The sequence below is a fragment of the Streptomyces sp. BYX5S genome (assembly GCF_054724165.1).
In genome coordinates, this window is the sequence record NZ_CM138829.1 from 3,404,826 (window position 1) to 3,417,422 (window position 12,597).

The 12,597-nt window shown below is 72.9% G+C and carries 10 protein-coding genes and 1 riboswitch; of the genes, 6 read left to right on the forward strand and 4 right to left on the reverse strand.

Annotation, left to right across the window (positions count from 1 at the left end; translation table 11 throughout):
• Positions 1 to 36: 36 nt before the first annotated feature.
• Both ACYBSK_RS15490 and ACYBSK_RS15495 read right to left on the reverse strand, forming a co-directional pair.
• Positions 37 to 1,686: a thiamine pyrophosphate-binding protein gene (locus ACYBSK_RS15490; protein ID WP_460246484.1), complete on the reverse strand. Its 1,650-nt coding sequence runs from the start codon at positions 1,684 to 1,686 to the stop codon at positions 37 to 39.
• Positions 1,683 to 2,501, reverse strand: coding sequence for a cyclase family protein (locus ACYBSK_RS15495; protein ID WP_460246485.1), 819 nt, complete (start codon positions 2,499 to 2,501; stop codon positions 1,683 to 1,685). Before ACYBSK_RS15495 ends, ACYBSK_RS15490 begins: the two co-directional genes overlap by 4 nt.
• 110 nt (positions 2,502 to 2,611) lie before the next feature.
• Here ACYBSK_RS15495 and ACYBSK_RS15500 point away from each other — a divergent pair, with 110 nt between their 5' ends.
• The 5 genes from ACYBSK_RS15500 to thiD all read left to right on the forward strand — a co-directional run bounded on the left by ACYBSK_RS15500 (position 2,612) and on the right by thiD (position 7,611).
• Positions 2,612 to 3,559: a LysR substrate-binding domain-containing protein gene (locus ACYBSK_RS15500; protein ID WP_460246486.1), complete on the forward strand. Its 948-nt coding sequence runs from the start codon at positions 2,612 to 2,614 to the stop codon at positions 3,557 to 3,559.
• Positions 3,560 to 3,634: 75 nt separating this feature from the next.
• A riboswitch (TPP riboswitch) is annotated at positions 3,635 to 3,729 on the forward strand.
• A complete protein-coding gene (locus ACYBSK_RS15505) occupies positions 3,719 to 5,125 on the forward strand; it encodes a purine-cytosine permease family protein (RefSeq protein WP_460246487.1) in 1,407 nt (468 codons plus the stop codon). Its footprint overlaps the riboswitch before it by 11 nt.
• Positions 5,126 to 5,210: 85 nt before the next feature.
• Positions 5,211 to 6,035 (forward strand): hydroxyethylthiazole kinase, encoded by an 825-nt coding sequence (thiM, locus tag ACYBSK_RS15510; protein ID WP_460246488.1) that lies wholly within the window; start codon positions 5,211 to 5,213, stop codon positions 6,033 to 6,035.
• On the forward strand, positions 6,032 to 6,763 hold the full coding sequence (gene thiE / locus ACYBSK_RS15515; RefSeq protein ID WP_457477663.1) for a thiamine phosphate synthase: 732 nt from the start codon (positions 6,032 to 6,034) through the stop codon (positions 6,761 to 6,763). Before thiM ends, thiE begins: the two co-directional genes overlap by 4 nt.
• Positions 6,760 to 7,611: a bifunctional hydroxymethylpyrimidine kinase/phosphomethylpyrimidine kinase gene (gene thiD, locus ACYBSK_RS15520; RefSeq protein WP_460246489.1), complete on the forward strand. Its 852-nt coding sequence runs from the start codon at positions 6,760 to 6,762 to the stop codon at positions 7,609 to 7,611. The genes thiE and thiD overlap by 4 nt, the downstream gene beginning before the upstream one ends.
• 151 nt (positions 7,612 to 7,762) lie before the next feature.
• Here thiD and ACYBSK_RS15525 read toward each other — a convergent pair whose 3' ends face one another.
• Complete coding sequence (locus ACYBSK_RS15525) at positions 7,763 to 10,948, reverse strand: cytochrome P450 (protein WP_460246490.1); 3,186 nt, start codon at positions 10,946 to 10,948, stop codon at positions 7,763 to 7,765.
• A gap of 211 nt (positions 10,949 to 11,159) precedes the next feature.
• On the opposite strand from ACYBSK_RS15525, the gene ACYBSK_RS15530 reads away from it, so the two are divergent.
• Positions 11,160 to 11,828, forward strand: a complete 669-nt coding sequence (locus ACYBSK_RS15530) for a PAS domain-containing protein (RefSeq protein WP_460246491.1) — start codon at positions 11,160 to 11,162, stop codon at positions 11,826 to 11,828.
• On the opposite strand, the gene ACYBSK_RS15535 is transcribed toward ACYBSK_RS15530, so the two are convergent.
• The gene (locus ACYBSK_RS15535; protein ID WP_457477667.1) at positions 11,800 to 12,486 is read right to left on the reverse strand and encodes a DUF2848 domain-containing protein; all 687 of its coding nucleotides are present in this window, start codon (positions 12,484 to 12,486) and stop codon (positions 11,800 to 11,802) included. The two genes, ACYBSK_RS15530 and ACYBSK_RS15535, sit on opposite strands and share 29 nt — an antisense overlap.
• Positions 12,487 to 12,597 lie beyond the last annotated feature (111 nt).

A 12,597-nucleotide genomic window follows, 5' to 3' on the forward strand; every position in this document is an offset into this window, starting at 1 on the left:
TCGTGGGGCGGTCGAGGGGATGCACGCCGGGGCGCCTCAGTGCCCGAAGGCTTCCTGAAGCCACCAGGAACCCCCGTCCGAGGCGATCTTGGCGTCCAGCACCAGGGGGCGGACGGGCCCGGCCGCCAGCCACTCCTTCACGGCGTGCGCGTCCTCGGGCCGTCGGACGGTCAGCGCCTCGCACCCGTGGCCCCGCGCGATCGCCGCGATGTCCGTGTCGGGGAAGGTCACCGTGTCGAGACCGCTGGTACCGGACCCGAAGTGGTGCACCTCGGCGCCGTACATGGCGTCGTTGTAGACGACGATCAGCATGGGCAGGCCGAGCCGTGCGACGGTCTCCAGCTCCGACAGGCCCATCAGGAAGCCACCGTCGCCGCAGCCGGCCACGGGCAGCCGGTCGGGCTGCGCAAGGGCGGCGCCGATCGCGCTCGCGAGGCCCAGGCCGACGGACTGGAACGCCTGGGTGAAGCAGAACCCGTACTCGTCGGGCACGTCGAGGTACATGCTCGGGTAGCCGAGGAAGTTGCCCGAGTCCACGGAGACGATCCGCTCGGTGGGCAGCATGTCGTTGAGCGCGACGGTCAGACTCCGCGGATCGACCCGCCCGTCCGCCGACGCGTCCTCGAACGCGACCTGGTTCCAGCGCAGGCCGGACCGGAGCCGCTCGGCCACGTCCGGGGTGCGGTAACCCGTCCGCCCGCCGGGCGAGTTCGCCCGCAGCCGCGCGGCCGTGGCGCGGGCCGTCCCCGCGACACCGCCCCACAGACCGAGGTCCACGTCACGGTGCACGCCGATGGCCCCGGGTTCGATGTCGACCTGGACCACGGTCGCGTCCGGCGCGATGAGCCGGCCGTGCCGCATGGTCCACATGTTCAGGGCGCAGCCGAACCCCACCAACAGGTCCGCGCCCGCGACGAGTTCGGCGGTCAGCGGCGAGGAGAAGCCGCCGGAGACGTCGATGTTCCAGTCGTCGTCGTTGAACATGCCGCGGGAGACGGCGGAGGTGGCGAGCAGGGCGCCCGCCTCGGCGGCCAGTTCGCGGACGGCCTCCTTGGAGCCCGGGGAACGGCCGCCGCGTCCGACGACGAAGACCGGCCGCTCGGCGCGTTCCAGGAGTTCGGCGAAGGTGGCGATCTCACTGTCGTCGGGACGCGGTTCAGCGACCGGGCGGTACTCCCGGGCCGGGCCGACCGCGTCGAGAACCGCGTCCTGCACGTCGATCGGAACGTTCAGGACGACCGTGCGCCGCTGGTGGCGGCAGATCGCGAAGGCCCGCGCCACGTCGTCGAGGGCGGTCCTGGGCGACCGGACGCGCAGGGCGACCGCGCCGATGCCGGTCGCGACGGCCGCCTGGTCGAGCGCGAAGTTCGAGGTCGGGTCGGCGGCTTCCGCCGTCAGCACCAGCAGCGGCGTCCGGCTCTTCGCGGCCTCGGTGATCCCGGTGAGGGCATTCGTGTAGCCGCAGCCCTGGTGCAGGGAGAGCACGGCGACCTCGTCGGACATCCGGGCGTACGCGTCCGCCATGGTGGCGGCGCCGCCTTCGTGACGTGCGGCGACGAATCGGGCGCCGCCGCGCACCATCGCGTCGGTGAAGTGGAAGTTGCCACTGCCGACGACACCGAAGACCATACGGACGCCGAGGTCGGTGAGCTGCTTGCCGATGGCCTCGTGGACGAGCACGGTCACTGGCCTTCTCCGTTCTCTTTCTGAGCCTCGATGAGAGCGAGCACCCGCGCCGGACTGCCGGACCCACCGGCGATGCGGAGCGGAGCGACGATCAGGACGGCGCCGGTGTCGGGCAGCCGGTCGAGGTTCTGCAACTGGGTGATCCCGTACTTCCCCGCGCCCAACAGGAAGTGATGCGCGGGGAATTGCGGGGTGAAGGTGAACGCCTGTCCGGCGTCGGTCCCGACCGTCTCCACGCCGAGTCCGGCGATCGGGGACTCGTCGGTCAGCCAGCGGGCGCAGTCGGCCGTGATGCCGGGGGTGTGCGGCCCGCTGTCGTCGGCGTTGAGGAACAGGTGCTGGTCGTGCGAGCGCGCGGCCCAGCCGGTCCGGTACAGCAGCCAACCACCTTCGGGAAGCGGCCCGTTCTGCTGCTGCCACTCCTCCAGATGTTCACGTGTCAGGAGGAAGTCCGGGTCGGCCGCGCACTCGGCGGTCTTGTCGATCACGACAGCGGGAGCCGTCAGGTGCCGGACCGGCACCTGGGACACATCCCCTTTGTCGGCGCCGGTGATCCAGTGGCACGGTGCGTCGAAGTGGGTGCCCACGTGCTCACCGGTGTGGATGCCGTTCTGGTAGGACGTGTGCCCCCGCTCGTCGTAGCGTGCGAGCTCCTCCAGCTCGAAGTGGGGGATCGGTGCCATGTCGGGCGGGAGGTCGAGCACGGGCGTCGACGGCGACAGGAGGGCGGTCAGATCGACCACCTCGACGGCGCCGGAGGACAGAGCGGACATCAGGCCGCCCAGCGCGCTCTTGGCGGAGAGTGTCGAAGACATGGCCCCATCATTTGGCAGGGGCTCAGCGCTGACCAATGCTTCTCCGGTCGGCGCTATGCATGTAGAGCTATACCTGGGGCCAACACCATGCGACGGAGAGATGTCACCTGATGAACGTGGATCATTTGCTGGACGGCCGACTGAAGCTTCGCCACCTCGTTCTCGTGACCGTCGTGGCCGATGAGGGCACCCTGGTCGGCGCCGCCAAGGCCATGCATGTCACCCAGCCGGCGGTGACCAGGAGTCTTCAGGAGATCGAGACGATCGTCGGCGTGGAACTCTTCGCCAGGGGGCCGCGCGGTGTCCGCCCGACCATGTACGGTGACGTCCTCATCGAGCATGCCCGCGCGGTCGTGGGCAATGTGCAGGCCGCCGCCGGGCGCATCCAGGAACTGCAACGACTCGGCATGGAGCCGGTACGGGTCGGAACCATTCTCGCCGGCGCGTACTCCCTGCTGCCGCAGACCCTGATCCGGCTCAAGAAGGCCCACCCGCACCTCACCGTCTCCGTCGTCGAGGCGATGCCGGAGGAACTCGGCCTGCAACTCGCCCGAGGTGAAGTGGACGTGTTGGTCGGCCGCCTCCAACCCATCCGCCCGCGCGCCACGTTGAGGCATGTGCGGCTCTACGACGAGCCGGTGCGCCTCGTCGTCCGGCACGAGCACCCCTGCCTCGAGACACCCACCAGCGGGATCGAGGACCTGATGGACCTGCCGTGGATCCTGCCGGGCCGCAACACCCAGTTGCGCCAGGAGATCGACGCGCTCTTCGACCGCCGGGGCCTGCCTCTCCCCGCGAACATCATCGAGTGCTCGACGATCCTCACGCTGAGGACGGTTCTGTTGGAAACCGACGCCGTCGCTCCACTGCCCATGCTGATCGGCGCGCGGGACCCGCTGCTCGCCTTGCTGCCCCAGGCTCTCGATGTCGTGCCGCGCGAGATCGGGGTCACGACGGTCGCCGACCGGCCGCCGTCCGCGAGCACCCGGCTCCTGATCAAGGAAATCATCGCGGTCGCCCGTGAGACCGACCCCGCGCTGTGGGAGCCGCAGAGCTGACCAAAGGGGCCGGCTTCCCCCGGGCACCCGAGCCCCGCGGCTTGCCCGCGACACCTTCCGCGTTACCCTGGCCGCGTACCGGACACGGGGTGCCCCACCAGAGGGCTGAGAACACACCCGTCGAACCTGAACCAGTTCGTACTGGCGGAGGGATGTCTCATGCCTTTGGCGCATGTTTCCAGTGGGCTGCCCGCCGACCGTGGTGTCGGCGCCTTCGAGGGGCGGATGCCCGCGGCGGCCGGTGATCTGAGTGTGGAGGCGCACGGTATCGAGCCGGTTCCCGAGGGGAACCGGTACGGCGGGCCGGGGCGGTTGTTCAGCGTGTGGTTCGCGCCGAACCTGACGATGACCGGGGTGTTCACCGGGACCGTCGGCATCGCGCTCGGCCTCGACTTCGCCACCGCGCTCGCCGCCGTCGTGGTCGGCACGCTGATCGGGGCCGTGCCGACCGCGTACCTGGGGACGTGGGGGAGCCGGACCGGGGCCGGGCAACTGCCGCTCGCCGGGCTCGCGTTCGGGCGGGGTGTCGTGCTGCCCGGGGTGTTGCAGTGGCTGTCGTCCATCGCGTGGGACGCCCTGATCGGGCTGTTCGGCGGGGACGCGCTGGCCCGGCTGTTCGGCTGGCCGTTCTGGGTGGGTGTGCTGGTGATGCTGCTCGCCCAAGGACTCCTCGGGGTGCTCGGGTACGAGGCCATCCACCGGCTCCAGATCGTCATGACCTTCGTGCTCGGCGCCGCGTTCCTGCTCATCGCCTGGCGGCTGCTCGACGGCGTCCACCCCGCCGCCCACGGCCCGGCGGCCGGGGCCGACCGCGCCGGTGCGTTCGTGCTGACCAGCACCATCGCGCTGAGCCTCGCGCTGTCCTGGGCGCCGTACGCCAGTGACTTCAGCCGGTATCTGCCCGCCACCACCTCCCGTACCCGCATGTTCTGCTACACCCTGCTCGGCCTGGTGGTGTCGTTCGTCGCGGTGCAGGCGCTCGGGCTGTGGGGTGCGTCCGTGCTCACCGACCAGACGGCCGCCGGCGTCGACCGGCTGCTCGGCGGCGGTGTGGTGGGAGGCTTCGGGCTGCTCGCCGTGGCGCTCGCCGCGCTGTGCAGCAACGCCATGAACGACTACAGCGGCTCGCTCGCCCTCCAGACCATCGGCGTCCGCATCCCGCGCCCGGCCGCAGCGGCCCTCGCCGCCGTGCTCGGCTTCCCGCTCGTGCTGTGGATGCACGCCGCCGACACCACCGCCCGCTTCCAGAACGTGCTGCTGTTCGTCGGCTACTGGATCCCCGGTTTCGTGGCGATCGTCCTCGTCGACTGGTACGCGCGGGCCCGGTCGCGGGCGCGGACCGGCGAGGCGCTCGACCTCGCCGTCGAGCGGGCCCGCAGGCAGCCCGCCCGGCCGGCGCTGCTCGCCTTCGCCGCGGCCTTCGCCTCGGCCGTCCCCTTCATGGACACCAGCCTGTACGTGGGGCCGGTCGCGCAGGCGCTGCACGGCGCCGACCTGTCGTACTACGTGGCGTTCGTCGTGGCCGGCGCGGTGTACGCGCCCGTGCGGCTGCGGCGACGCGGCTGACGTCCCGCGGGTCCGGACGACCGTCGCGGCGTTCGACCGCGCGGGCCTCGGCATTCGTAACCGTCCCCCTTCTTGGAGCGCCTTCATGCCCTTTCCGCCCCTCCGTCCCTCCGAGCGTGGCCTCGCCGGCTTCGCGGCCGACGCGCTCGGACGCGTGCGGAACGACGCGCCGCTCGTGCAGTGCCTGACCAACGCCGTGGTCACCGGGTTCACCGCCAACGTCCTGCTGGCCGTCGGCGCCGCGCCCGCCATGGTCGACATCCCCGACGAGGCCGGGGCCTTCGCCCAGGTCGCCTCGGGCGTGCTGGTCAACCTCGGTACGCCCCGCGCCGAGCAGCGGTCCGCCATGGTCGAGGCCGCCCGGAGCGCGGCGGACGCGGGGACGCCGTGGGTGCTCGACCCGGTGGCCGTCGGCGCGCTGCCCGTACGGACCGCGCTGGCCGCGGAGCTGCTCGCGCTGCGGCCGACCGTGATCCGGGGCAACGCCTCCGAGATCATCGCGCTCGCCGGGGCGGGCGACGGCGGCCGGGGCGTGGACGCGTCCCACGACGTCGAGGACGCCGAGACCGTCGCCGCGGAACTGGCGCGTGCGGCGGGCAGCGTGGTCGCCGTGTCCGGGCCCGTGGACTACGTCACCGATGGCACGCGCGGTGCCCGGATCGCCAACGGTGACGCCCTGCTGACCCGCGTCACCGGCGGCGGGTGCGCGCTCGGCGCGGTGATGGCCGCGTTCGCCTCCGTGGCCGAGGACCGGTTCGCGACGACGGTCGCCGCGGCCACGGCGTACACGGTCGCCGCCGAGTCGGCGGCGCGGACGGCCGCCGGGCCCGGCAGTTTCGCCGTCGGCTTCCTCGACGCGCTCGCTGCCCTCACACCGGAACAGGTCGCCGAGCGGGCGGAGGTGTCATGACGGCGCGCGCGAGCGACGGGCGACGACCGGGCACCGGCCACGACGTCGATCTGTCCGTGTACCTCGTCACCGACCCCGACCAGTGCGCGGCCCGCGGCCGGAGCGTGGCCGAGACCGTCGAGCGGGCCGTCGCCGGGGGTGTCACCGCGGTGCAGGTCCGCGAGAAGCGGGCCGGTGGGCGGGAATTCCTGCGGACGGTCCTGGACGTGGCCGAGGTGCTGCCCGACCACGTCGCGCTGATCGTCAACGACCGCGTCGACGTGTTCCTCGCGGCGCGGGCCAGCGGCGCCCGTGTCACCGGCGTGCACGTGGGGCAGTCGGATCTTCCTGCTCACGTCGTACGTCAACTCATTGGCGAAGAGGCTGTGTTGGGGCTGAGCGCCGCCACCGGCGCGGAGTTGCGCGCCGCAGCGGCGGACCCGGCCCGCGTCGACCACGTCGGCATCGGCGCGCTGCACGCCACCCGCACCAAGGCGGACGCACCCGCGCCGCTCGGGCGTGACGGGTTCGCGGGGCTGGTCCCGCTCAGTCCGTTGCCCGCCGTGGCCATCGGCGGTGTCACCCCCGGTGACCTGCCGCACCTGAGGGCCGCCGGGGCGGCGGGGGCGGCCGTCGTGTCCGGCATCTGCGCCGCCGACGATCCCCGCGCCGCCGCGCACACCTACGCCGCCGCCTGGGCGCGCGGCGCGCACCCCCGTACCCACTCCCGAGAGGATGTCTCCGCATGAACGGGACGCCCGTCGTCGTACCGCCCCGCGTGCTGACCATCGCCGGATCCGACTCCGGCGGTGGCGCCGGGATCCAGGCCGACCTCAAGACCATGCTGGCTCTCGGCGCGCACGGCATGAGCGTGCTCACCGCCGTGACCGCGCAGAACTCCCTTGGTGTGCAAGGTGCGTGGAGTCTGCCGCTGGAGGCCGTGCGCACGCAGTACCGCAGTGTCGTCGACGACATCGGTGTGCAGGCGCTCAAGACCGGGATGCTCGCCGATCCGGACATGGTGGTGACGGTCGCGGAGCTGCTGGCCGATGCGCCCGCGCCGGTCGTCGTGGATCCGGTGAGTGTCTCGAAGCACGGTGACCGGCTGCTGGCCGACGACGCCGTGGATGCCGTACGGGAGCGGTTGCTGCCGGTGGCGACGGTGGTCACGCCGAACCTCGACGAGGTCGCGGAGCTCACCGGGGTCGAGGTCGGGGCGGACAGCGCCGAGCGTGACATGCGGCGGGCCGCGGAGCGGCTCCTGGCGTACGGGCCGCGGTGGGTGCTGGTCAAGGGCGGGCATCTGCCCGGGGAGGCGGTCGATCTGCTCACGGACGGGGTGGACGAGCACTGGTTGCGGGCGCCGCGGCATTCCAACGCGCATACGCACGGGACGGGTTGCACGCTGGCGTCGGCGGTTGCGGTGGGGTTGGCGCGGGGGGTGTCCGTGCCGGAGGCGGTGCGGAGGGCGAAGGGGTATGTGACCGGGGCGATCGCGGCGGGGTTCCCGTTGGGGGCGGGGATCGGGCCGGTGGACCACGGGTGGGGGTTCCGTCGGGCGGAGGGGGCGGGGTCCCGGGGTGCCGGGGCCCGCTGAACCGTCAGCAGTCGGTGCCGGTGGCCCACGCCTCGGGGCTCCGCCCCGGACCCCGCTCCTCAATCGCCGGAGGGGCTTGATGTGGGCCGGGTTCCCCGGAGGGCGAGGGCCGTCCGGGGCTCCTCAATCGCCGGAGAGGCTTGATGTGGTGTCAGCCTCCGTACACGTCCTCCACGTAGCGGCCCTCCGCCATGAGGCCGCTCAGCCACTGCTCGGCCGACTGTTGGTCGGCGTCGGGGGTGTGGGTGCGGTGCAGGGTGTGGAAGGCGGTGCGGACGCCGGGGGCCATGCGGGCGCCGTCGCCGCAGACGTAGACGCGGGCGCCCGCGTCGAGGAGGTGGGCGAGTTCGGTGGCCTCGGCGGCGATGCGGTGCTGGACGAAGGCGTGGCCGTCGACCGGGGCCTCGCTGAAGACCGGGCGGAGCGAGAGCGCCCCCGAGGCTTCGGCTGCGCGGAGTTCGTCGGCGTGCAGGAAGTCGCCGTCGGGGTGGTCGCAGCCGAAGTAGAGCAGGGCGGGGGCGAGGTCGGTGGACGAGGCCGTCCGTTCGGCGATGGCCGCGCGGAACGGGGCGAGGCCCGTGCCCGCCGCGATCATGATGACCGGCCCGGGGGTCTCAGGAGCGATGCGGAAGGCGTCGCGGCACGGCTGCACGCGGCCGAGGACGGTGTCACCGACGCCGAGGCCCGCCAGGTGGTGGGAGCCCGTACCCCGGTAGCGGCCCGAGCCGGAGGCGGCCGGGGCGTCGAGCACGGAGACCATCAGGTCGACGTGGCCCGGCAGTTGGGACGCGCTCGACGAGATGGAGTAGTGGCGCGTCCGCAACGGCGGCAGCAGGGACAGGAGTTGCGTCCAGTCGAGGGCGCCGTGCAGCGCCGGGTGGGCTTCGACCAGCTCCACGAACGTGCGCGGGTCGTCCGCGCCCAGCGCCCGCAGCGCGGCGGCCTCCGGCGGGCAGGGGTTCGCGGCGGCCAGCACCGCCACCTCGTCCGGGCCGGGACGGTGCTGCAACTCCACGTGGTGCGTGAGGAGTTCGCGGGCTGTGACGGGCCGGTCCACCGGCAGCGCGGCACGCCGCGGGCGGGCGTCACGGATGTCGAGCAGCGCGTCGGGGTCGAGGCCGAGGGCCTTCACCGCGCGGTCGACGAGCCCGGCCTCGTTGGCGGGCAGCACCGCGAGATGGTCGCCGGTCCGGTACGGCACGCCCTCGGGCAGCGCGAGCCGCACGAACCGCTTGACCCGCGGGTGATCCGGCGCCGTCAGGTCACGTGTCTCGGTGACGGTCAGCGGCACGAGCCCGTGGTGTGCCGCCGCGGCGTCCAGCGGCCCGCCCGCGATCTCCCGGACCTCGAACGAAGAGGTGGGCGCGGCGGCGTCGGCGGCGGTCGCCTCCGGGTCCCCGTACCGCTCCAGGAGCGCCGTGCGCAGGCCGGCGGTGAACGCGCGGACCGTGCCGCCCAGGTCCCCGGAGGCGTCGGCGGCGGCCCGCTCGCACAACCGCTTTGCACCCCGCGCGGCCAGCCGCTCGTCGATGCGGGTGGGGACGTGCTGGTACGTGGCGGCCCAGTTGCGGTCGCCGACGCCGAGCACGGTGTACCGCACCCCGTCGGACGAGGTGTCCGTGTCGAGGGCCGCCACGAACCGTCCCGCGTCGTCCGTCGGTTGACCGTTGTAGGACGCCGCGACGATCACCACGGGGCGGTCCGTGGGGAGGCCCGACGCGTAAGTGTTCAGGGGTGCGATCTCCGTCTCGCAGCCGAGTGCCGTCGCCTCGTCGGCGAGCTGCGCGGCGAGCCCGGCGCAGGTGCCGTAGTTGCTGCCGTGCAGGAACAGGGCGCGGGTGCCGGGGCGCACCCGTACCGGCAAGGTGTCCGCCGCCGACTCCTGCGCGGGGCCGGTGGTGGCGGCGCCCGGCAGCGGGGTGTGGCGGCGGTCGGCGGGCGTGCGCGGGGCGAGCGTGAGGGTGAAGCCGTCGGGCTTGAGGGTGAGGGTCTCCTTGACGGAGAGCCGGTAGTCGGCGTGGTCGACGAGCCGGTAGCGGTGCACGAGCATCGCGAGCAGCATCGTCGCCTCGTGCAGCGCGAACTGCCGTCCGATGCAGGCCCGTTCACCGGTGCCGAACGGCTTGAACGCGTGCGGCGAACGCGCCGCCTCGGCCTCCGGCGTGAACCGGTTCGGGTCGAACCGCTCCGGGTTGTCGCCCCACACCGGCTCCCGGTGCAGCATCGGCGCCAGCACGGTCACCCCCTGCCCCGCCTTCACGGGGACCCGGCCGCCGAGCAGCGTGTCCTCGCGGGCCTCCCGGCTGAACGCGGCCGCCGTCGGCCACAGCCGCAGCGCCTCGTTGAGGACCTGCCGCGTGTAGGTGAGCCGCCCGACCTCGTCGAAGTCGGGCTCCGGGTCGGCGGTGTCACCCCACAGGGCGTCCACCTCACGGCGTACGAGATCGAGGACGGCCGGGTTCTTGGCGAGGTAGTACAGGGCGAAGGACATCGCCCCGGACGTCGTCTCGTGCCCGGCGATCAGGAACGTGATGACCTGGTTGCGGATGTTGGCGGTGTCCAACGTGCCGCCGTCCCGGGGGTGTTCGGCCGTCAGCATCAGCCCGAGCAGATCGTCGGTGTGTCGCTCGCCGCTCTCCACCCGTGCGCTGATCACCTCGTCGACGACCTGCGCGAGATAGTCCGCGTCGGCACGGAAGGCGGTGTCCGCGGCCTCGTAGTCGCCGCCGGGAACGCGGCCGAGCCGCTTCATGCTCCACTCCAGGCACCGCACCATCGCCTCGACGAACGGGTGCGGCTCGCTGCTCGCGAAGGACGCGAAGTCGTAGCCGAAACCGGCGAGTCCGATGGTGTCGAGCGTCATCCGGGTCATGTCTCCGGGGACGTCGACCGGGCTGCCGTCGGCCGCCGCCCGGTCCCAGGAGTCGACGAGGCGGCGCGCGACCGTGTACATCACCGGGTGGTACGTCCGCATCGAGCCGAGCGCGAACGCCGGCATCAGGATGTCGTGGGCGCGCGCCCAGTTCGGCTCGTCGTTGTACGCGGTGAACAGGCCGTCCGCCGCGAACTCCCGGACGTTGCGCAGCGCGGGCCCGATGTTCTTGCTGAACCGGGACTCGTCGGCGAGCTCCGTGACGAGGTCCAGCTCGGACACGAACAGCGCGTCCCGCCCGTGGATGCGCCGCACCAGCATCGGCCCGTGCTCCCGCATCAGACCCATGACCTGCTGGAGGGGAGCGGGCCCCGGACCGATGTCGGAGATGTCGACGACGGGCACGCCCGCGCGGGCGTAAGCCGCGTCGTCCGAGGACGGGGGGACGGGTGCGGAGTCCGGCATGGTGGGGCACTGCCTTTCGCGGAAGGGGAGTTGCGGTCGCGGACGTGGGGGATCCGCGCCTTCCAGCTTGATCCGCTGCCCCTGCTGGTCAGAGCCTGCGCACTACATGATTGTGTAGTGGCGGACGGCGTGGCGCACTTGTGCGCCGGGCGCCGTCCGTGGCAGAGGGCGCGACGGCCGTGCGCGTACGGGCGGCAGGAGGCGGGCGGCGATGGAGACCGGCGACGGGGTGGTGTGGCGCAACCGCGCGATGGTGCTGTTCGACCGGATCCCGCTGCCGGTCGCGGTGTGCGACCCGCACGGCACCGTACGGCTGGTCAACGCCGCGTTCGCCCTGGAGTGGGGCACCACTGCGGGCCGTCTCAAGGGCCGTGCGATCCTCGACCTGTTCGTCCCGGTCGACGCCGTGCAGGTCGACCGGATCGCCGAGGCGCAGAAGCTGCGCCGCCGCTCCCGCTACACCGTGGCGGTGGCCTGGCGCGGCGGCGACGGGGTGTCCCGCCGCGGCGAGTTGATCGTCGACACGGTCAGCGACACCTCGGACCGCGTTCCGGATCTGCTGGTGACGGTCCGGGCCACCGGTGTGGCGGCCGCGCCCGCCGGACCCCCGTCCGCCGCCGCTCCACCCCCGCACCCGCAGGAGGCCCGGATCCTGGCCCTGCTCGCCGCGGGCGCGACCACGGCCCGCGCCGCCCGCGAGACCGGCCTGACCACGGACGGTGTCACCTACCACCTGCGCAGGCTCTCCCGCCGCTGGGGCGCGTCGAACCGCACGGAGCTGGTGGCACGGGCGTACGCGGAGGGGGTCCTGGTGGCGGGGGTGTGGCCGCCGCGGGCCGCGGCGGCGGACGTCAGCCGATCGGCTCGGGAAGCGGAGTGACGTCGTAGGCGAGGGAGATCGTGCCGCCGGACGCGGGGTCGGCCAGCTCCACGCGCCAGGCCTCGCCGAACTGGTCGACGCCCTCCGCCATCGGGATGGTGCCGGAGATCAGCACCGTGCCCGGCAGCAGCTCACCCCGCTCGCGCAGCACGTCGGCCCAGTAGCCGGGCGTGAGCAGCTCCGCGAGGGAACCGTCCTGGATCAGGGTCTCCTCGCCCTTCACAGTGACCCAGGCACGCAGCGTCAGCTCGTCCAGGCGGCCCTCCACGTCGGCCAGCCGCCAGGCGCGGCGGGCCAGGACGTCGGGGCTCGCGTTCTTGCTCCAGGCCACGCCGTGCACCTCCAGCTCCCGGTCGGTGTGGTCGCAGGCCGCTGTGAGCAGCAGCTCCCCGTCCCCGGCCACGACCAGCGCCCACTCCGCCTCGCCCGAGGTGCGCCCGTGCTGCACGGCGACCCGGTCGGTCTGCTGCGCGAGGTAGGGCGAGATCGGGTAGAGCGCGGGCGTCGTCGTCGGCGCGGGCACCCCCAGCTCGGCGAGTTCCGCGACGTGCGCGGCGACGTCGTCCTGGCTGCGCCCGGCGTATCCGGCGTTCAGGACCTGGACGACGTCGACCTCGCGGGTGGAGCCGTCGGGCAGTTCGAAGGTGAGCAGGGTCATGGCATCTCCAGGTGTGGGCAGGTAGGAGGGTTGCGAAGCGGTTAACTTCCCGTTCAGGGCTTGCGCATACGACCTGTATACAAGAAGTATGCCGAAAGGTCGATCTCCCCG